This window comes from Streptomyces sp. NPDC059816 (genome assembly GCF_042732055.1).
In the GTDB taxonomy this organism is placed as follows: Bacteria; Actinomycetota; Actinomycetes; order Streptomycetales; family Streptomycetaceae; genus Streptomyces.
Genome location: NZ_JBHWIQ010000023.1, coordinates 1 through 20,212 on the forward strand (window position 1 = coordinate 1; position 20,212 = coordinate 20,212).

The 20,212-nt window shown below is 71.4% G+C and carries 15 protein-coding genes; 13 read left to right on the plus strand and 2 right to left on the minus strand.

The features are described from left to right. Positions 1-182: 182 nt before the first annotated feature. Positions 183-1,298, minus strand: a complete 1,116-nt coding sequence (locus tag ACFV88_RS26550; RefSeq protein ID WP_385494409.1) for a LacI family DNA-binding transcriptional regulator — start codon at positions 1,296-1,298, stop codon at positions 183-185. 90 nt (positions 1,299-1,388) lie between these two features. On the opposite strand from ACFV88_RS26550, the gene ACFV88_RS26555 reads away from it, so the two are divergent. Continuing rightward, positions 1,389-2,333: an ROK family protein gene (locus ACFV88_RS26555; RefSeq protein WP_385494410.1), complete on the plus strand. Its 945-nt coding sequence runs from the start codon at positions 1,389-1,391 to the stop codon at positions 2,331-2,333. A gap of 120 nt (positions 2,334-2,453) precedes the next feature. Here ACFV88_RS26555 and ACFV88_RS26560 read toward each other — a convergent pair whose 3' ends face one another. Then, complete coding sequence (locus tag ACFV88_RS26560; protein ID WP_385494517.1) at positions 2,454-3,665, minus strand: MFS transporter; 1,212 nt, start codon at positions 3,663-3,665, stop codon at positions 2,454-2,456. Between the two features lie 175 nt (positions 3,666-3,840). Between ACFV88_RS26560 and ACFV88_RS26565 the strand changes: the two genes are divergently transcribed. The 12 genes from ACFV88_RS26565 to ACFV88_RS26620 all read left to right on the plus strand — a co-directional run bounded on the left by ACFV88_RS26565 (position 3,841) and on the right by ACFV88_RS26620 (position 20,023). Continuing rightward, complete coding sequence (locus tag ACFV88_RS26565; protein WP_385494411.1) at positions 3,841-4,764, plus strand: LysR family transcriptional regulator; 924 nt, start codon at positions 3,841-3,843, stop codon at positions 4,762-4,764. Positions 4,765-5,507: 743 nt separating this feature from the next. Then, positions 5,508-7,367: an asparagine synthase (glutamine-hydrolyzing) gene (asnB, locus tag ACFV88_RS26570; protein WP_385494412.1), complete on the plus strand. Its 1,860-nt coding sequence runs from the start codon at positions 5,508-5,510 to the stop codon at positions 7,365-7,367. Between the two features lie 100 nt (positions 7,368-7,467). After that, positions 7,468-8,838 (plus strand): aspartate aminotransferase family protein, encoded by a 1,371-nt coding sequence (locus ACFV88_RS26575; RefSeq protein ID WP_385494413.1) that lies wholly within the window; start codon positions 7,468-7,470, stop codon positions 8,836-8,838. 3 nt (positions 8,839-8,841) lie between these two features. After that, complete coding sequence (locus tag ACFV88_RS26580; RefSeq protein WP_385494414.1) at positions 8,842-9,867, plus strand: ABC transporter permease; 1,026 nt, start codon at positions 8,842-8,844, stop codon at positions 9,865-9,867. Continuing rightward, a complete protein-coding gene (locus ACFV88_RS26585; RefSeq protein ID WP_385494415.1) occupies positions 9,864-10,700 on the plus strand; it encodes an ABC transporter permease in 837 nt (278 codons plus the stop codon). Before ACFV88_RS26580 ends, ACFV88_RS26585 begins: the two co-directional genes overlap by 4 nt. Continuing rightward, a complete protein-coding gene (locus ACFV88_RS26590) occupies positions 10,697-12,472 on the plus strand; it encodes an ABC transporter ATP-binding protein (protein WP_385494416.1) in 1,776 nt (591 codons plus the stop codon). The genes ACFV88_RS26585 and ACFV88_RS26590 overlap by 4 nt, the downstream gene beginning before the upstream one ends. Further along, positions 12,469-14,076, plus strand: coding sequence for an ABC transporter substrate-binding protein (locus tag ACFV88_RS26595; protein ID WP_385494417.1), 1,608 nt, complete (start codon positions 12,469-12,471; stop codon positions 14,074-14,076). Before ACFV88_RS26590 ends, ACFV88_RS26595 begins: the two co-directional genes overlap by 4 nt. 41 nt (positions 14,077-14,117) lie before the next feature. Beyond that, complete coding sequence (locus ACFV88_RS26600; protein ID WP_385494418.1) at positions 14,118-15,482, plus strand: LLM class flavin-dependent oxidoreductase; 1,365 nt, start codon at positions 14,118-14,120, stop codon at positions 15,480-15,482. Between the two features lie 116 nt (positions 15,483-15,598). Continuing rightward, positions 15,599-16,303: a hypothetical protein gene (locus ACFV88_RS26605; RefSeq protein ID WP_385494419.1), complete on the plus strand. Its 705-nt coding sequence runs from the start codon at positions 15,599-15,601 to the stop codon at positions 16,301-16,303. 5 nt (positions 16,304-16,308) lie between these two features. Further along, positions 16,309-17,502 carry a 3-deoxy-7-phosphoheptulonate synthase gene (locus ACFV88_RS26610; protein WP_385494420.1) on the plus strand — a complete coding sequence of 398 codons (1,194 nt, stop codon included), beginning with the start codon at positions 16,309-16,311 and terminating at the stop codon, positions 17,500-17,502. A 31-nt stretch (positions 17,503-17,533) separates the two neighbouring features. Continuing rightward, positions 17,534-18,610: an AMP-binding protein gene (locus ACFV88_RS26615; RefSeq protein WP_385494421.1), complete on the plus strand. Its 1,077-nt coding sequence runs from the start codon at positions 17,534-17,536 to the stop codon at positions 18,608-18,610. Further along, the gene (locus ACFV88_RS26620) at positions 18,611-20,023 is read left to right on the plus strand and encodes an aldehyde dehydrogenase family protein (protein WP_385494422.1); all 1,413 of its coding nucleotides are present in this window, start codon (positions 18,611-18,613) and stop codon (positions 20,021-20,023) included. Positions 20,024-20,212 lie beyond the last annotated feature (189 nt).

A 20,212-nucleotide genomic window follows, 5' to 3' on the forward strand; every position in this document is an offset into this window, starting at 1 on the left:
TCACCGAGGAGATCAACAAGCGCAAGGGCTGACACCCCCCACACCCGCCTTCGTCTTACGGCCGGGCCCCGCACCCAGCACGACAGGGCCGACAGGGCCGACAGGGCCGACAGCCGTCCGGGCCCCCGCGACCATGCACCACACCACCGGTCACGGGGGCCCGACCCATGCCACGTGTTCGTTCAGCCGATCTCCCCGGGTATCTCGCCCGACCCTCGTATCAAGAGCCGCGTGGGCAACTCGACCCACTCCGGCGGCGCCGAGCCCGCCGCCCCTTCCAACCGGGCGAACAGCCGCTCCGCGGCGGTCCGTCCGAGCAGCGCCGCGTCCTGGGCCACCACGGTGAGGCCCGGGTCCAGGAGGTCGGCCAGTTCCAGGTCGTCGAACCCCACCAGGGCGACGGGACGCCGCCACTCGGCGAGGAGCCGTACGACCGTCACGGTGACGCGGTTGTTCCCCGCGAACACCGCCGTGACCGGATCGGCGTCGGACAGCATGTCCCGTGCCGCGAGCCGAACCCGTTCCGGCGAGGTGACGCCGAGCGACATCCAGGAGTCCGCAACGGGTATCCCCGCATCCGCCATCGCCGCCCGGTACCCCCGTAGCCGCTCCGCCGCCGTGTGGATGCGCGGTTGGTCACCGATGAATCCGATCCTTCGGTGCCCGTGTGCGATCAGGTGCGCCACCCCGGCCCGGGTGCCGCCGAAGCTGTCCGACAGTACGGCGTCCGCCTCGATCCGGCCGGCCGGCCGGTCCACGAACACCGTGGCGATGCCCGCTCTGATCTCGGGCTCCAGGTACCGGTGGTCGTTCCCCGCGGGTATGACCAACAGCCCGTCCACCCGCCGTGCGCACAGCGCGAGCACCAACTCCCTTTCACGCTCCGGGTCCTGGGCGCTCGACCCGTTGATGAGCAGTGCCCCGTACGTGCGGGCGACCTCCTCGACGGCGCGGCTCAGCGGTCCGTAGAAGGGGTCGGCGAGGTCCTCCAGAACGAGTCCGATGCTGGCGGTGCGCCCCTTGCGCAGGACGCGGGCGCTGTCGTTGCGGCGGAACCCCAGTGCGTCGATGGCCTCCTGGACCCGCCGCTCGGTTTCGGGGGTCACCCCGGCCTCACTGTTGACCACGCGGGAGACCGTCTTGAGGCCGACTCCCGCGCGCGCGGCGACGTCCTTCATGGTCGGACGATTGCCGTAGCGATTCTCGATCCTGGGGGATGTATCGGTCACTATGCGGTGTCCTGTCCTGTCGTCACACGGGTGTTCTGCGAGGGAGGGCGAACGCGTGGCGTCGAGCATAGAGCCTGGACAACGTTGTCAGATGGGGTGAGACTGCCCGACGGGCTTCGACTGTTTTCCTTGGTGAACCGACTGGAGAAACCGACTCGGATGCACACCGACCTCGTCGCCGCGCTCGACATCGGCGGAACGAAGATCGCCGCGGCGCTGGTGGACGGCCGGGGCCGGATCGGACTCCGGGCCCGGCGTCCGACACCGGCGGCCCGGGACGGTGCGACCGTGCTGCGGGCGGTCGCGGAGACCGTCGGTGAACTGACGGCGTCCCCGTTGTGGCGGAGGGTGCGGGCGATCGGCATCGGCAGCGCAGGTCCGGTGGATGCGGCGGTGGGAACGGTGAGTCCCGTGAACGTTCCCGGCTGGCGGGACTACCCGTTGGTCGAGCGGGTGCACGGGCTGGTCGGCGGGCTGCCCGTCCGACTGGTCGGCGACGGAGTGGCGATGACGGCCGCCGAGCACTGGCAGGGCGCGGCGCGCGGACACGCCAACGCGTTGTGCATGGTGGTGTCCACGGGGGTCGGCGGCGGGCTCGTTCTGGGCGGGCGTCTGCATCAGGGAGCCACAGGTAACGCCGGCCACATCGGGCACATCAGTGTGGACCTCGACGGTGATCCGTGTCCGTGCGGGGCGCGCGGCTGTGTGGAGGGTCTCGCGAGCGGCCCGAGCATCGTGCGGCGTGCCCGCGCGAACGGCTGGTGTCCGGCTCCCGGCGCCGACGCCTCGGCTGCTTCCGTCGCGGACTCCGCCCGCGCCGGCGACCCGGCCGCCCGGGAGGCGTTCGACCGGGCGGCGCGGGCGCTGGCCGCCGGCATCGCGGCGACCGCGGCGCTGGTGGAGATCGACATCGCGGTGGTCGGTGGGGGAGTCGCCCAGGCGGGGGAGGTGTTGTTCGCCCCCCTGCGCCGGTCCTTGCCCGCGTACGCGACCCTGCCGTTCACCCGCCCGCTGACCGTTACCCCCGCATCGTTGGGAACGGACGCGGGCCTCATCGGTGCGGCGGCGGCAGTGCTCGCCCCGGGAACGGGAACGGGAGCGTGATCGGGGGCGGGCGGCCCCGGTTCTGGCCGTGCGACCGGGACCGGGACTGCATCCGGGGCCGGCACCCGGACCGGGGACCGCCATGCCCCCGCCGGGAGGTCTGACCGGCGACGGGGCGGCTCAGGTGCTGGTCGGTGCTGCGGCGGCCGGACTTTCGGTCGGCCGGTGGGACGCGGCGGGGGAGTCGTCGGCCGGGCGCGGCGGTGAGGTCCGGCCGGGGGAGAGGAACCCGACGGCGAAGGCCACCGCTGTGAGGGCCGCGGCGCCCCACAGGAGCGTGCTGATGCCGGCCGTGTCCACGACCACGCCACCGAGGAAGGCGCCGAGGGCGATGGCGGCGGTGAAGACGCCGACGTAGAGTCCGGTCACGTGCTCGACGCGGTGCGGCGCGGCCTGGGTCATCCAGATCTGGCAGGCCACGGACAGCCCGCCGTAGGCCAGACCCCACAGTGCGACGCTGATGCCGGTGAGCACGGAGACGGTGCTGAAGAGGGCGAGCAGGGCGATGGCCGCGCCGATGCCGGCCGTCAGCCCGAGCACCGTGCCGAGTGCACGGCGTGCCGCCACGGCGCCGGCGGCGAAGTTGCCGACCAGTCCGAACAGGCCGTACACCAGCAGCACCAGGGCGATGGGGCCGGGCGACAGTTCGGTGCGTTCTTCGAGGACGGGCCGTACATAGGTGTAGGCGGCGAAGTGCGCGGTGACCAGGAACAGGATCAGCACCAGCCCGATCACCACTGCCGGGGTCCGCAGGAGGGGTTCGTGACGGCCCTGCTCGTCCGAGCCGGGCGCCGCGGCCGGGCGGGGCAGCCGGGGCAGGACCAGTACCAGTCCCACGGCGAGTGCCACCGCGGCGACGGAGAGCGCGCCGAAGGCGACGCGCCAACTGAACGCGTTGCTGACGAAGGTGCCCAGCGGCACGCCGACGACGGAGGCCGCCGCGACCCCGCTGACCACGGAGGACACCGCCAGCGCGATGTTGCGCTGGGCCACGAGCCGGGTCGCCACCGCGGCCGAGAGGCCCCACACGGCTCCCATGCCGAGGCCCAGGACGACCCGGGAGAGCACGAGCAGCCCGAAGCCCTGGGCCACCGCACTCAGGGCGTTGCCCGCCGCCAGCACCACCATGGCCGCGGCGAGGACCACGCGTCGGTCGAGCGCACCCAGCAGACGGGGAACGGCCGGGGCGGTGACCGCGGTCACCAGACCGGTGATGGTCAGGCTGAGGCCGGCGGTCCCCGGGGCGACGTCCAACCCGTCGGCCATCGGGGTCAGCACTCCCACCGGCAACATCTCGGAGGTCACGACCACGAACGTGCTCAACGACAACACCAGGACCCCTAGCCATTGCCAGGGGGTCGTGCGATCCGGTTCCGAGCCGGTGCGTGGCACCGGTGCATGCGCGTCCATGCCACCAATCAAGCAGCGCACCGGGGCCGGAACAACAGCGATCTCCTCAAGGTTCGATGAGCTAGGGTAATCAATCACGGACGCTGAAGGGGCTGCGATGAACCAGGTCCACATCCAGGAGATCGAGTGTCTGCTCGTCCTCTCCGAGGAACTGCACTTCGGACGGACGGCCACCCGGCTGGGGTGTTCGCAGAGCCGGGTCAGTCAACTCGTCGCCGCCCTCGAACGCCGGGTCGGTGTACGGCTCGTGGACCGCACCAGTCGGAGCGTGGCCCTCAGTCGGTTCGGCGCACAGTTCGTCAACGAGGTGCGCCCCGCCTACGACACCTTGACGACGGTGATCACCCAAGCCCGTGAGCGCGCCAGCAGCGGCGCCCTGCGTCAGCTGCGCATCGGCTTCCACGGCAGCGTCTACGAGGAGGTCACCGAGGCGTTCCGCAAGCTCCGGGCCCAGGAAGACGTCACGATGGCGCTGAGCGAGATCCCCCTGGGGTCGCCCTTCACGGCAGTGCTCAGCGGCCGGCTCGACGCGGCCGTCGTGGAACTCCCCGTGAACGAGACCGCGTTGACCGTCGGCTACCGCTTCCCCCCGCAGGACCGACTGCTCGCCGTCGCCACCTCCCACCCGCTGGCCGGGGCCCAGCGCGTGCAGGTCGAAGAACTCGCCCGACTGGACGTCCTCCACCCCGTCGGGGACGCCCCCGACTACTGGATGGCGGCGCGGGTGCCCCGCGCCACCCCCGCGGGTGCGCCGATCCGTTCCACCACCGGGATCACCACCGTTCAGGAGGGGCTGGCACTGGTCGCCGGGGGCGAGCACGGGATGTTGGTCTGCCGTCCATTGGCGGAGCGTGCCACCCGAAGCGATGTGCAGTACCTGCTGATCGACGGACTTGACGAACCATCACAGATGGCCCTGGTGTGGCGAACCGATCGTGGTAGTCGACAACTAGTCGCTCTCGCACGCCTGTTGGACGGGGAGTTCGCCCGGGAGCGGACTCCGGAGCGGCTTCCCGCGTGAGCCGATTCCCCTGTTGGCCTGGGCAGTTGTGGCTGGGAGAGGTCGGCTAGGGATGCCGGGCGAGCCCCGTTCTCGAGGTGCCGTGATGCGTACGGCGGGTGCGCGCGGCGCAGGTGACGGGGCGTTCCCCGCCCTCCCCAACTCCCTTGATTCCCCGCCATCTCACATTGTGGAAAGCTCAAGGGAAGTCCTTGTGCCGGCCAATCATGCACTGCGATCATCGCCGCATGAGCACCCCGAACCGCATCGCTGACACGCCATCCGGCGTGCACCGCGGCTCGTTCCTGTGCGTCTGTTGTTGGGCCTGAACCCCCTTTCTGCACGGTTCGGTTCCCGATCTCTGCTGGTCAGCCGCGCTTCATCGCGCCGCATCGGCACTGACGCACTCGGAGTCACCACGGTGAACGGCATCGCCCTCATAGGTACACCCCCCTGGTCAGCCGGGCGGGCGCCGCACCACCACCCCACCGCCCGTCACTCGGGTGGCGGCGTCCCGGTCCGTTCCACCTCCACCGATGCGCGCGCCGGGCGGAACTCCGGTCCCGGATACGAGTCCTGTTGTCGCCCCGCGCTGCGTCAGCTCCGCCCTGCGGTGTTTGACGCCCCCGTGCTCACGCCGGACGAAGGACGGCGTCGCCCCTAAGGGGCCTCGCACGACACTCACCGGTTCCCCCTGTGCCGATGCCACGGCACCCCCAGCCCCTCTGCGGGTTCGCGGGCCATGAGAAACGAGAGGATCCTTCATGTGCGGCATAGCCGGCTGGGTTGACCTGGCAGGACTCGGTCCGGACGCCCGGGCCATTGCCGAGAAGATGAACGACGCGCAGGTCCACCGGGGCCCGGACGGCTCCGGTGTGTGGCTCTCCCGGCAGGCGGTGATCGCCCACCGAAGGCTCTCGGTGATCGACATCGAGAACGGTGAGCAGCCGATGCTGTTCCCCCCGTCGGGCCCCGAGGCCCGGTTCGCCCTGTCCTACAACGGCGAGCTGTACAACCACCGGGAACTCCGGGTGGAGTTGGCCGCCCGGGGCCACCGCTTCCGCACCTCCAGCGACACCGAAGTCGTCCTCGCCGCCTGGGTGGAGTGGGGGGCGCGCGCCGTCGAACACTTCAACGGCATCTTCGCTTTCGCAATCTGGGACGACCGGGAAGAGAAGCTGTGGCTGGTGCGCGACCACCTGGGCGTGAAGCCGCTGCACTACCACCGCGACGGTGACCGTCTGATCTTCGGCTCCGAGGCCAAGGCGATCTTGGCCCACCCCGACGTGGTCACTTCGGTGGACGAGGACGGGCTGCGGCAACTGGTGCTGCCGTTGCTGAAGTTCCCCGGAACCAACCCGTACCGCGGTATCTCGGAGGTGCTGCCCGGACAGGTCCTGGAGTTCTCCCGGTACGGCGTTCGCACGATTCGCTACTGGGACGTCCGTGACTTCATCGGTCGGCCGGCCCAGGCGGACGACCTCGACTCGGCGGTGGAGGGGCTGCGCACGCTGTTGCACGACGCGGTCGCCCGACAGACGATCGCGGACGTGCCGCTGTGCACGTTCCTCTCCGGCGGGCTGGACTCCTCGGCGGTCACGGCCATCGCGAACGGCCTGCCGGGGCGCACCTCCCCGGTGAGTTCGTTCTCCGTGGACTTCACCGACGTCGCCGACTCGACCGACTCGCGCTCCGCGCTGGACCGTCGTTATGCGCGGGAAGCGGCGGACCACATCGGCTCGCGCCACTCGAACATCGTGCTGGACAGCCATCTGCTCGCCAGCGGCGCGGTGCGGGACGCCACGGTGCGCGCCCGGGACCTGCCCAACGGCTTCGGCGACCTCGACACCAGCCTGCTCCTGCTGTGCCGCGCGGTCCGCGAACACGCGACCGTCGCCCTGTCCGGTGAGGCGGCCGACGAGATCCTCGGTGGCTACCTGTGGTTCCAGGAACCCCGGGCCGTGGAGGCACAGACGTTCCCGTGGATGGCGGACAGCCCCGCCCACGGCTATCTGCACCAGCGCGTCCTCAGCACCATCGATCCGGGGCTCGCACGCCAACTGCGGCTGGACGAGTACCTGCGCGACGAGTACGCCACCGCGATCGGTGGCCTCACCTTCGACCCGTCGATCAGTGCGCGGGAGCGTCGCCACCGGGAGATCATCCACCTGGCCATCACCTACTTCCTGCCGATGCTGCTGGACCGCACCGACCGACTGAGCATGGCCGGCGGCCTGGAGGTCAGGGTCCCGTTCTGCGACCACCGGATCGTCGAACACCTGGTGACGCTGTCCCGGCACGTCCACAACGCGGGCGGTCGGGAGAAGGGCGTCCTGCGCGACGCGGTGGCCGACCTGCTCCCGCCCGGTGTGCTGGAGCGCCGGAAGTCGCCCTACCCGACCACTCCGGACCCCGACTACTCGCGCCAGCTCGACCGGCAGCTCACCGAGGTCCTCGCCGACCCGCCGGACGGGCTCGCGGACATCTTCGCCCCGCACGTACTGACCCCCGGCGGCCTCACCGACGCGGCGAGGTCACACGGCCTCGTCAGCAACTTCGAGGGCGAGGTCGTCCTCAACTTCGCCTCCTGGCTGCGCCAGTACGCACCGAAGCTCGCGATCTAGAACTCCACCCCTACCGCTCGAACCACCCGCGTACCCCTCGAACCACCCACGAGTACACCGCTGTTCGTCCACCACGGAACGACACCCTGGGAGTGCGACCTTGTCCACCTCTGACATCCAGCAGCAGACCCGTGACCACCTCTGGCTGCACTTCACCAACCACGCGAAGCTCTCCGCCGGCGGCGAGGTCCCCGTCATCACCCGCGCCGAAGGCGCCTACCTCTGGGACGACCGGGGCAACCGGTTCCTGGACGGCCTCTCCGGGCTGTTCGCGGTCAACGCCGGCCACGGACGCCCCGAACTCGCGGAGGCCGCCGCGCGACAGATCCGCGAGCTCGACTACTTCCCCATCTGGAACGCCGTGCACCCGCGCGCGGCGGAACTGGCCGAGGCACTCGCCGAACGGGCCCCCGGCGACCTCAACCGGGTCTTCTTCACCAACAGCGGCAGCGAGAGCGTGGAGACCGCCTGGAAACTCATCAAGCAGTACTTCAAGGCCATCGGACAGCCCGGCCGCCACAAGGTGATCAGCCGCACGATCGCCTACCACGGCACCACCCAGGGCGCCCTGGCCATCACCTCCCTGCCCGGACTGCGGGCCCCCTTCGAACCGCTCGTACCGGGCGCCCACAAGGTGCCCACCAACGACATCTACCGCGCCCCGGAGCACCTGCGCGACGACGAGGAGGCGTTCGGACTCTGGGCCGCGGACCGGATCGCCGAAGCGATCGAGTTCGAAGGCCCGGACACCGTCGCCGCGATCTTCCTCGAACCCGTACAGAACTCCGGTGCCGCGATCCCGCCGCCCCGCGGCTACTTCGAACGGGTCCGCGAGATCGCCGACCGGTACGGGGTGGTCCTCGTCGCCGACGAGGTCATCACCGCCTTCGGCCGCATCGGAGACTTCTTCGCGATCAACCGCTACGGGATCACCCCCGACATCATCACCGGAGCCAAGGGCATCACCTCCGGGTACATACCCGCCGGCGCGACGATCGTCAGCGACCGCCTGTTCGAGCCGTTCACGAAGAAGGAGAACACCTTCGTCCACGGACTCACCTTCGGTGGGCACCCGGTCGCCGCCGCCGTCGGGCTGGAGAACATCGCGATCTTCGAACGCGAGAAGCTGAACGAGAACGTCCGGGCGAACGAGGACCTGTTCCGCACCACCCTGGAGAAACTCCTCGACCTGCCGATCGTCGGCGACGTACGCGGCGCCGGCTACTTCTGGGGCGTGGTGCTGGTCAAGGACAAGCACACCCGGGAACCCTTCACCGCCCCCGAACGCCGCCGCCTCCTGGACGAACTGCTGGCACCGGCGCTCCGCGCGGGCGGACTCCACGCCCGGCTCGACGAACGGGGCGACCCCGCGATCCTCCTGGCACCCCCGGCCATCGTCGGCGAAGCCGAGTTCACCTTCATCGAACAGGTGCTGCGCGCGGCCCTGACCGAAGCGTCCCTGAGGTTCTGAGGCATGGCGAAAACCCTGCACCCGGCACCACCCGGGAACACCACCCCGAAACGGCCGCCCGCGAGCCGGACCACCGCCGCGTACGTGCTGCGCCGCTGCGGCTACGGCGTGGTCGTGGTGTTCTCGGTCTACACCCTGTCGTTCTTCCTGCTCTACGCCCTGCCCAGCGACCCGGTCGCCCTCATGCTGGAACGCCGGTCCGCGGGGGCCGGCGGCGGCACGGCGGAACAGGTCGCCGCGCTGCGCGCCGAGTACGGACTCGACCAGCCGTTGTTCGTCCGCTACCTCGACACGCTCGGGCAACTCCTCCGCTGGGACCTGGGCACCTCCTTCCAATCGGGCAAGCCGGTACCGGAGGTCCTCGCGGCGGTGGCCCCGAACACGATCAGCCTCGCGGCCGGCGGCCTCGTCCTCGCGGTGCCGCTGTCCCTCGCCCTCGCCCTGGCCACCTCCTGGCGGCGCGACGGCTTCCTGCACCGCACCCTGGTGAACGTCCCGGCGCTGATCGCCTCGATCCCCGCGTTCTGGCTGGGCCTGCTACTGGTGCAACTCTTCTCCTTCACCCTCGGATGGGTGCCGTCAGCGGGCGGAACCGGCCTGTCCGGCCTGGTGCTGCCCGCGGTCGCGCTGGCCTTCCCGGTGTCGGCGTCGTTGACGGCCGTCCTCGTCCGCAGCCTCGACGACGTCCAGCAGGCCGCCTTCGTCGAACTGCTCCGGGCCCGGGGGCTGCCCTGGGGCCGGGTGTACCTCGCCCATGTGGTGCGCAACGCGCTGCTGCCCTTCGTGACCCTCGCCGGACTGACCGTCGGCGGAGTACTGGTCGGCACCGTGATCACCGAGACGGTGTTCGCCCGGGCGGGCCTGGGCCGGCTGCTCGCGTCCTCCGTGGAGACGCAGGACGCCCCAGTGATCCTGGCGATCGCGGTGCTCGCCGCGCTGGTCTTCGCCGCCGTGAACCTCGCCGTCGACCTGCTGTACCCGGTCCTCGACCCGAGGACGCGCCACCACAGCGGGGGAGCGCCCGCATGACCGCGACGACCGCTCCCCCCGCACCGGCACGGACCCGGACCTCCGTTCCGTGGGCGGCGCTGATCACCCTCGGCCTGGTGGCCGTCGCCGCGCTGCTCCCCCGGAGCATCGCCCCTGCGGACCCGTACGCCCAGGACGTCTCCCGACGGCTGCAACCCCCGTCCGCCGAGCACTTCTTCGGCACCGACGAACTCGGCCGCGACCTGTTCAGCCGAGTCGTCCACGGCACCCAGGCCAGTCTGTCGATCGCGCTCCTCGCGCTGGCCTTCGCGTTCGGCCTGAGCATCGTGGTCGGCCTGGTCGCGGGCTACTTCGGGGGCGTCGTGGACCGGGTGCTGATGGCCACGGTGGACGTCCTGCTCGCCCTGCCCTCCCTGCTGATCTCGCTGCTGATCGTCTCGGGCCTGGGCACCGGCCCGGTCAACCTCGCCGTCGCCGTCGGCATCGCCTCGGTGCCCGCCCTGGTCCGGGTCACCCGTGCCGAGGTGCTGCGCGTCAGCGCCCAGACCTTCGTGGAGGCGGCCAAGGGCTTCGGACTGCCCCGGTACCGCATCCTCCTGCGACACGTCCTTCCCCACGCCAGGGGACCGATCACCGCGCTGGGCGCACTGGAGTTGGCGACGATGGTGCTGTCGGTCTCCGCCCTGAGCTTCCTGGGATACGGCACCCAACCGCCGGACCCGGAGTGGGGGAGCCTGATCGCCGGCGGCCGGAACCACTTCGCCACGGCATGGTGGCTCACCACACTGCCCGGTGTGGTGCTCGCGGGCGTGGTGCTCGCGCTGCACCGCCTGGGACGGGCGCTCGGCGCGTCGGAAGCGGGGCTCGCATGACCGCCCCCACCCGGCCGACGACCGGGCCCGATCCCCTGCTCCGACTCGAAGGGCTCCGGGTGGCCTACCCCGGAAGCCGGGGACGCGCCGCTACGGTCGCCGTCGACGACCTGTCGGTCACCGTCCCGCCGGGACGCGCGGTCGCCCTCGTCGGTGAGTCCGGCTCCGGCAAGTCCACGACCCTGCACGCGCTCCTCGGCATCGCGGCGCGCACCGCCCGGGTCGACTTCGCCCGGCTGGAGTTCCAGGACGCCACCGGCGAACTCCGCCGGGTCACCGACCCCCGGTCCCTGCGCGGCCGGTCGGTGGGACTCGTCCCCCAGGACCCGATCCGCTCGCTCGATCCGCTGATGCGGATCGGCGCGCAGTTCGCCGAGCTGTACCGGCACTTCCTGCGCCTCATCGACAAGGAGGAGAGCCGCGCCCGGACCGTCGCCGCGCTCGAAGCCGTCGGCGTCGACCGGCCGGAGCTGCGCCTGCGCCAGTACCCGCACGAACTGTCCGGAGGACAGCGGCAACGCATCCTGATCGCCCTCGCCCTGATCGGCGAGCCGCGTCTGCTGCTGGCCGACGAACCGACCTCCAACCTGGACGCCACCGTCCAGCGGCGGGTACTGGACCTCTTCGACGAGGTGCGGGAGAGCCGGGACCTGTCGATGCTGCTGGTCACCCATGACATCGCGGTGGCCGGTGAACGCGCCGACCACGTCCTGGTGATGCGGTACGGCCGCGTCGTCGAGTCCGGGCCGACCCAGCAGGTCCTCGGCGACCCGCAGGACGCCTACACCCGACAACTGCTGACCTCCCAGCCCAGCAGGTTGCCGGCCCGCCCCGCGGCGCAGGTCGCGAAGGACGCGCCACCGCCCGTGCTCGAAGCCCGCGGGCTCGGCAAGTCGTTCGTCAGCGAACGGGGCCACGAGCGGGTGCACGCCGTGCAGGACGTGAGCCTCGGCCTGCACCGCGGGCAGACCGTCGCGATCGTCGGCGAGTCGGGGGCGGGGAAGTCCACCCTGCTGCGGCTGCTGACCGGACTCGAAGCCGCCGACAGCGGCACCGTGCTCCTCGACGGTCAGGAACTGCGCCCCGTCCGACGGGCCCGGGCGGAGTTCGCCCGCCGGGTGCAGCTCGTCTACCAGAACCCCGCACGCAGCCTGAACCCGTCGCTGGCCGTCGGCCGCGCCGTCACGGAACCGCTGGAAGCACACGGCGTCGGCACCAAGCGGTGGCGCGCCCAGCGCGCCCGGGAACTCCTCGAACAGGTCGACCTGCCCGCGGACCTCGCCGACCGCCGCCCCACCCAGCTGTCCGGCGGACAGTTGCAGCGGGTGGCGATCGCCCGGGCGCTCGCCCTCGACCCGGACGTCGTCGTGCTCGACGAACCCGTCTCGGCGCTCGACCAGGCCGTGCAGTTCGCCCTGCTGGAACTCCTCGGCGAGCTCCAGGCCCGCCGCGGCATGGCCTACCTCCTGGTCTCCCACGACCTCGGGGTGGTCCGCGCCGTCGCCGACGAGGTGCTGGTCATGCACCGGGGACGGGTCGAGGAACGCGGCCCCACCGAGGCCGTGTTCGAAGCCCCCACCAGTCCGCACACCCGGGCCCTGCTGGACGCGGTCCCCGCGCTCCGGCTCGCTCCGCCCGCCGACCACACCACGGCCCGTCCGTCCACCGATTCCGACCCCGCCGTCCCCTCCGCTCCTCTGACCTCTCTCACCACTACCTCTCTCACCTCGCCTACCTCTCTTACCTCTCCAGACAGGACACCTTCACCATGACCCGCGCGCCCCTGACGCGCCTGCTCGCCGCCACCGGAGCAGCAACCCTCCTCCTGACGGGCTGCTCCGCCGGAGTCGACGCCTCCTCCGGCGACACGGACACGACCCATCTGCGCGTGGCGTACGGCTGGTACCCGACCTGCTTCGACTACGCGCAGTCCAACCCGTTCGCGCTCTTCGGCCGACAGGTGCTGGACACCCTGCTCAGCGAGGACCCCACCACCGGCCAGCTCGAACCGTATCTGGCCGAGTCCTGGAAGACCCTGGACGGCGGGCGCGCCTACGAGTTCACGATCCGTGACGGAGTGACCTTCAGCAACGGCGAGAAGCTGACTGCACAGGTCGTCGCGGACAACTTCGAAAAGCTCTGGGACCTGGCAGAGCAGGGCGTCTCCCAGACCCCCGGCGCCTACCTGCGCGGATACGAACGGGCCCGGGCCGTCGACGGGCGGAAGGTGCGCATCGAGTTCAAGGAGCCCAACGCCGGCTTCCTCCAGGCCAACAGCGAGGGCCAGTTCGGGATCATCGCCCCCGAGTCCCTGGCGAAGAGCCCGAAGGAGCGCTGCGCGGAGGGCACCGTCGGCTCGGGACCCTTCGTGCTGGACGAGGCCGTCCAGGACGAACGCGTCGAGTACGTCCAGCGCAAGGACTACGACTGGGCCCCCGAGACGTACGGACGCAAGGGCGCGTCCGCGCTGGAGCGGGTGACCGTCCAGATCGTGCCCGAGGAGAGCCTGCGGGCCGCCGGCGTCGTGTCCGGGGAGTACGACCTCGCCTACTCGATGACCGAGACGGGACTCGCCCAGGCCGAGAAGCAGAGCGGCGTCACCACCGTGCTCGCCGCCAACCGCGGCGTGGTGAACACCTTCGTCGCCAACACGGCCGACCCGGTCCTCTCCGACCCGGCCGTACGTCAGGCCATCCAACACGGCATCGACCGCAAGGAGTTCGTCGAAACCTTCTACGGCGAGGGCGTCGAACCCGCCACCAACGTGGTCTCCCGCGGCCACCCGTCCTACGAGGACCACAGCGATCTGCTCCGCCACGACCCCGACCACAGCCGGGGGCTCCTCGACCGGGCCGGCTGGAAGAAGGGCGACGACGGCGTGCGGGTCAAGGACGGCCGCCGACTGAAGGTGTCACTGACCTTCGCCGGCACCGACATCGGCACCGCCGCTTCGGGCTGGGAGTACGTGAAGGACAACCTCGCCGACCTCGGCATCGCGGTCGAGCTCAACCGGGTGTCCGAGGCGGAACAGGCCGACCTCCGCAAGTCCGGTGACTGGCAACTCGCCGTCTACCAGGGAGCCAGCCGCGGCGACGCCGACGGCATCGCCGCCTTCTACCACACCGAGCTCGCACCCTGGGACGGGCAGGCCCCCCGGCCGGCCGTCGACTCGCTCCTCGCCCGACAGGCCGCCACCGCCGACCCGGCGAAGCGCCGCGCCCTGGTCGACGACGCGGTGACCAGGATCCTCAAGCAGGCGTACGGCATTCCGTTGTTCGACTCCGCGCAGGTCCTGTTGGCGCGGACGAACGTCAAGGAGCTGACGTTCCCCGTCAACTCGTGGGAGCCGATCTTCCACCGCGTCAAGAAGAACTGACCCGCGCAACACCCGAACGGACCCCACAGCGAGAGGGAAAGATGTCAACCTCGTCACCGGCCGCCACCTCGGCGGCCGGGCCCCCACGACAGACCGGACGCGGCCCGACGGTGCTGCTCAACGCGCAGTACCTGCCCACGAGTCGGGACTGGCGGACGGCGGCGGGCCGCGCCGACTCCCCGTTCCGGGTGGACACCTTCCTGCGGGCCGCCCAGCAGGCGGAGGCCGCAGGAGTCGACGCCCTGTTCCAGGCCGACTTCTCCGGAGTGAACCGTGCCGGGCTGCGCGCGGGTCCTCCGCTGACCGTGTTCGAGCCGTTCCAGATGGCGGCGCTGATCGCCAGCGCCACCACCCGGATCGCGGTGATGCCGACCGTCTCCACGATGTACACGCACCCCTCCGCGTTCGCGCGCAGCCTCGCCAGCCTGGACCGGATATCCGCCGGGCGGGCCTGGGTCAACGTGGTGTCGTCCTTCCGGTCGGGCACGGCCCTCGGCGTCCAGCGCCAAGTGCCCCGGGACCGACGCCACGTCCAGACCGAGGAGTTCATCCAGGTAGCCCGACAGCTGTGGGCGAGCTGGCCGCCGGCGGCGAACCGGCCCGACCGGGCGACGGACCGCTTCGTCCGCGAGGACCTCATCACGGACGTCACCCACCACGGCGAGTTCTACGACCAGACCGGCCCCATCGACATGGCGCCCTACTCGCCCGCGTTCCCGTTCACCCTGGAGGCCACCTCGTCACTCGAAGGGCTACGGCTGGCCGCCCGCACCGCCGACGGCGTCTTCGCGGGAACCGCCACCCTCGGCGCGGCGCAGGAACTACGACGCATCCTCCGCCGCGAGGCACGGGCAGCCGGACGACCCGAGGACGCGGTCGCCCTGCTGCCCGGCAGTTACGTGCACGTCGTCGGCACCGAGGACGAGGCCGAACGGCTGCTCCGCGCCCAGCGCGCGCACGCCGGCGCCCACGGCGGGCGGCTCGCACTCGACGAAGTACGGGCACGGTACCCCGGGCTGCACCTGGACGGCCTCGGTCCGGCCGACCGGTTGCCCGCCCAGGTGCTTCCCGAGGACCCCGACGAGGTCTTCGCGACGCACGGTTCGCGCTACCTGCCGCTGTGGGACCTCGCCCGGGCGGGCGGCCGGACCGTCGGGGAGTTCGCGGCGGAGGCGGTCGGCCTCGCCGAGCACGCACGGTTCGTGGGCACCCCCGAGCAGATCGGGGACGAGATGCGCCGGTGGTACGACGAGGGCGGTGTCGACGGCTTCCAACTGATCCTCGGCAACGACTTCGACGCGCTCTGCGAAGGAGTCGTCCCCCGACTGCGGGGCAGCGGCACCCCGGCCCCGCACAGCGCTGCGCACCGCCGACCGGCCACCACGGGCTCCTTCCCGCGCCCCTAGGGCCCGGCTGCCCACCCGGAACGCTCCGGTGTCCCGACGGGCCCGTCGGGACACCCGGGCGCGTGCGATCCGTCCACCCGCAGAGCACGTCCAGGAATCAGGAGAGGTAGCCACGCATGACCGATTGCAAGCGGGCGTCCACCGTCGACGCGGACACGCGCGCAGTGCCACCCGAGGAGACACCCCCCGACGGCGCACGCACCGCCCTGTGGAAACGCCGCCTGTTCGAGGGGGAGGCCGGCCTGACCCGGTTCGTCGTCGAAGCCCGGGCGGGGCTGCACATGCAGGACCTCCTGAGGGTCAAGCACGCCATCTTCGAGGGGCTGCCTCAGGGCGAGGGGGAAGAGGAGTGGAAGGCGGCGTTCTTCCGCGGGCAGGCCCTGATGGAGAAGTTCGTCGTGGGCCACTTCGGCCTCGACGACCTCGCCTCCTGGGCGGCGTCCAACAGCACCATCTACGCGGCCGTCGACCCCGCCCCCAAGCACGACGCCGTCGTTCCGCTGGAACGGCTCAACGCCCAGGCGGACCTCTACGGCTCCGACACCGAGTGGGTCGAGAACGGACCCGAGCGCGCCGTGCTGCGCATCTCGCGCTGCGCCATCTGGGAGTACCGCGAACTGGCCCGCGAACGCGGTGTCACCTTGACCCTCCGGTCCCCGTGCGAGTACTGCGTGCCGGCGACGACCGGAATGATCACCAAGAAGGGACTGCGCGCCGCACACGAACTGACCGAGGGCCCGAGCGGCAACGGATGCGTGTGGACCACCTCCCGTGCACGCCCCCGACCCGCCGGCGGCCACCACCCCGATCCCGAAGGATGACTTCCATGACCGGACCCACCACCGGACTCGACAGCCACGCACTCGCAGAGACGAACTGGGACCGATTCCGCGGGCTCCCCGCACGCCAACAGCCCGACTGGCCCGACCGCGAAGCTCTGCGGGCCACCCTGCGCGCGCTTGCTCCCCAGGACCTCGTCAGCCCCGGGTCCGTCACCGAACTCCGCAGTGAACTGGCCCAGTTGGATGCCGGAGGAGGGCTGATCCTGCAACTCGGCCACTGCGTCGAGGACATCGACCACGACGTGGACGCCGACACCCGCAGCATGATCGCCTTCCTCACCCACTTCCGGTCACACCTACGGACGCACACCGGGCGCCACGTCATCGGCGTCGGGCGCCTCGCCGGCCAGTACGCCAAGCCCCGTTCCCAGGACCACGAGGTGGTGGGCGGAGTGAGCCTGCCCAGCTACCGCGGCCCCATCGTCAACTCCCCCCGTCCCGACCGGAAGTCGCGCAGACCCGCACCGGCCCGCATCGCCCAGGCCCACGCCGCCGCCCAGACCTCCTACGCGGCCATCGCGGACCACCACCGGGCGACCGCGAACCTCGATCCGATCTGGACCAGCCACGAGATGCTCCTGCTCGACTACGAACTGCGGTTCCTCCGCCGGGGCGAGTCGGGGCACCACCTCGCCACCACCCACTGGCCGTGGATCGGCGCCCGCACCCGACAGCCCGACGGGGCGCACATCGCCGTCGCGGCCACCCTGAGCAACCCCGTCAGCGTGAAGGTCGGCCCCGACCTCTCGCCGGACGAGGCGGCGGAGCTGGCGGTCCGGCTGAACCCCCGTGACGAGCCGGGCAAACTCACCTTCATCGCCCGCATGGGACACCGGAACATCGAGCAACTGGGCGCCCTCGTACGGAGCGTGCACAGCCGGGTCGAGAACGTGCACTGGATCAGCGACCCCATGCACGGCAACACGGTCACCGGCACCCACGGGTTCAAGACCCGTCACGTCGAGCACATCGTCGACGAGCTGACGCAGTTCCAGCGCATCCTCGTCGACGCCGGCCACCGCCCTGCCGGACTCCACCTGGAGGCCACGCCCGAGGACGTCCACGAGTGCACCCAGGACGGCCACGAGCCGCACGAACCGGCCCGCTACCGGACCTTGCTGGACCCCCGTCTCAACCCCGAACAGACCGCGCGGGTCCTGGGCAGCTGGTTCGTATGAGCCGACGCCGGCCCCCGACAAGGAGTACCCCATGACCGCTCCGTTCCTCGCCCTCGAAGACTCCGCGACGATCGACCCCGACGCGTACCTGCAGGCCGCGCTGGACTGGCACTTCTCGCCCGAAACCGGCTCACCGCTGTGGCTGGAGCTCGCCAAGACGCTCGACTTCGACCCCCTCACCGACATCCGCTCCTACGCCGACCTCGCCAGGTTCCCCGACATCGCCGAGCACCTGCGGGACCGGCCCGTCGCCGACCTCGTCCCCCAGGGACTGGCGCACGAACCCGTCCCCTCCGTGTTCGAGACCGGCGGCACCACGGGCGCGCCCAAACGTCTGCCCTACACCGAACGTTGGGTGCGCCGGGCCCTCGACTGGAAGACCGCCGAACTGCGCGAGGCGGGCTTCCCCAGCGGCAGGCCGTGGCTGGTGGCGATGCCCTCGGGCCCGCACGCCTTCGGACACACCACCCGCCTCCAGGCGAAGGCCCTGGGGTCCGTCCTGCACACCGTGGACCTCGACCCGCGCTGGGTGAAGAAACTGATCGCCGCGGGCGACAGCCCCGACCCGTACCTCGCTCACCTGGTCGACCAGCTCGGCCACGTCATACGCAGCCAGGACATCGCCGCCATCACGACCACCCCACCGATCTTCTCCGAACTGCTCCTCCACCACGAACTCGCCGACCGGCTGCGGGGGAGCCTGAAGTACCTGGCCTTCGCCGGAGCGCACCTCGACGACGACACGTACGACCTCATCGCGGACGCCCTGCCCGACACGGTGATCCAGAACATCTACGGCAGCACCATGGTCCTCACCACCGCACGGGCACGCCCCACCGAGGACGCCTCCGACACCGTCTACGACGGCTACTCCCCGTTCGTGGTCTTCGCCGTCGTCGACCCCGAGACCCGGCTCCCCGTGGCGTACGGGGAACGGGGACAGGTGCGCATGACGCACATCAGCAGCGGGGTCTTCATCCCCAACAACGTGGAACGGGACTCGGCGATCCGGGTGCCCGCACCCGAAGGGGCCGTCGGGGACGCCCTCGGCTCGCCACGACCGCTCGCCGCGTTCGACGGGGAGCCGGTCATCCAGGGGGTGTACTAGATGGGGGCCCCCTCCCGCGTCCCGTCCCGCGCCGCCCGGCCGGCCGAAGACGTCCTGGAACTGCCGCTGTTGACGCACCGGGGACGGCTCAGCACCCGGGCCCGGGAGACCGTCCACGCCCTCGACGGTTCCCCGCTGGCCTCCCTGTCGCTCAGCCCCGACCTGCTCCTCTCGCAGAGCGTCCGGGCCCAGGCCGCCGCCGCCCCGCTACCCGCCCGGGAACGCGCCGCCAGGCTCGTCGAGGCGTCCCGGCGGTTCCTGGACGACGTCCTCGGCGGACTCTCGTTCGCGGAACACTGCGCGTACGTCAACCGCGTGTCCGGACACAACGTCCCGCTCACCGAGGAGTTGGGTCGCGCCGTCGCCGCGGCCATCGCACAAGCGCCCGACCGGGCCGACCGCGCCCGGCCCCACGGCTCGGTCCGCACCTGGCAGGAGGCCGCCGACGGAACGGGCAGCGGCGTGTGGACCCGACGGGGCGAGACGCTCGCCGCCGTGCTCTCCGGCAACACGCCCACGATCCAGAACGGCTGGCTCCAGGCGCTGGCCCTCGGGTACCGCGTAGCGGTGCGCCCCTCGCGCCGCGAACCCTTCACCGCCCACCGGGTCATCGAGGCGCTCCGGGCGGCGGGCTTCCCGGACACCGCCGCGGTGTACCTCCCGACCACGCACGGGGGAGTGTCCACCCTGCTGCGCCGCGCCGACCTCGGTCTCGCCTACGGCGGCGACGAGATCGCGAACGCCTACGGCTCCTCACCGACCGTCAAGGTCGGCGGACCGGGCCGCTCCAAGACGCTCGTCGCCCGTGACCGCCTCTCCCCGGCGACCCTCGCCGCCGTGGCCGACTCGGTGAGCGCCCTGTCCGGCTCCGCCTGCGTGAACACCACCGCGGTGCTGGTGGAGGGTGACCACGAACAGTTCGCCCGTGACCTCGCGGCGGTGCTGCGCGCTCGCGCCGGCGTACACCAGACCACCCCCCGGCACCTCGGCCCCCGGGTGTCCCGTGAGTCGGCGGACGCGCTGATCGGGTACCTGGAGCGCCACGCCTCCCACGCACGCCCGCTGATCCCCCTCCAGGAGGTGACCACCGTCCATCCCGACGGCGGTGTGGTGCTCGGCCCGGCGGTGTTCGCCGTCGCGGACCCCCAGGACCGGCTCCTCGCCACCGAACTGCCCTTCCCCTGCGTCTGGGTGGCCCCCTGGACCGCGGCGGACGGCATCGGTCCGCTCCGTGACTCACTGGTCGTCAACGCCGTCACCCGGGACGAGGACCTGATCGGTGCGCTGCTGCGCGACCCGAGCGTGCGCAACGTCCACGTCAACGCCCCCACCGTGCACAGCGACGGGAACCTGCCCCACGAGGACTACGTCGGTGACTTCCTGATGAGGAACAAGGCCGTCGTGTCCGTCTGACACGTGCCAGGCCGGCATCCGGCCGAGCACGTCCGGACCGGGCGCCGTGGAGGAGGCCGACCTACCCCGTGACTCCTCCACGGCTCCCGTCCCGCTCCCACCGGGCCCCGACCCGCCCCCTGGTTCGACCGTCGGAGCAGGTCACCACCGGTTCGACGGGTGGGTACGAGGGTGCCGCAGTGCCCTTGA

Coding starts and splice junctions, on each gene's coding strand:
- ACFV88_RS26580 (WP_385494414.1), top strand. CDS start 8,842: ATGGCGAAAACCCTGCACCCGGCACCACCCGGGAACACCACCCCGAAA.
- ACFV88_RS26600 (WP_385494418.1), top strand. CDS start 14,118: ATGTCAACCTCGTCACCGGCCGCCACCTCGGCGGCCGGGCCCCCACGA.
- ACFV88_RS26620 (WP_385494422.1), top strand. CDS start 18,611: ATGGGGGCCCCCTCCCGCGTCCCGTCCCGCGCCGCCCGGCCGGCCGAA.
- ACFV88_RS26565 (WP_385494411.1), top strand. CDS start 3,841: ATGAACCAGGTCCACATCCAGGAGATCGAGTGTCTGCTCGTCCTCTCC.
- ACFV88_RS26595 (WP_385494417.1), top strand. CDS start 12,469: ATGACCCGCGCGCCCCTGACGCGCCTGCTCGCCGCCACCGGAGCAGCA.
- ACFV88_RS26605 (WP_385494419.1), top strand. CDS start 15,599: ATGACCGATTGCAAGCGGGCGTCCACCGTCGACGCGGACACGCGCGCA.
- ACFV88_RS26550 (WP_385494409.1), bottom strand. CDS start 1,298: ATGCTCGACGCCACGCGTTCGCCCTCCCTCGCAGAACACCCGTGTGAC.
- asnB (WP_385494412.1), top strand. CDS start 5,508: ATGTGCGGCATAGCCGGCTGGGTTGACCTGGCAGGACTCGGTCCGGAC.
- ACFV88_RS26615 (WP_385494421.1), top strand. CDS start 17,534: ATGACCGCTCCGTTCCTCGCCCTCGAAGACTCCGCGACGATCGACCCC.
- ACFV88_RS26610 (WP_385494420.1), top strand. CDS start 16,309: ATGACCGGACCCACCACCGGACTCGACAGCCACGCACTCGCAGAGACG.
- ACFV88_RS26590 (WP_385494416.1), top strand. CDS start 10,697: ATGACCGCCCCCACCCGGCCGACGACCGGGCCCGATCCCCTGCTCCGA.
- ACFV88_RS26555 (WP_385494410.1), top strand. CDS start 1,389: ATGCACACCGACCTCGTCGCCGCGCTCGACATCGGCGGAACGAAGATC.
- ACFV88_RS26585 (WP_385494415.1), top strand. CDS start 9,864: ATGACCGCGACGACCGCTCCCCCCGCACCGGCACGGACCCGGACCTCC.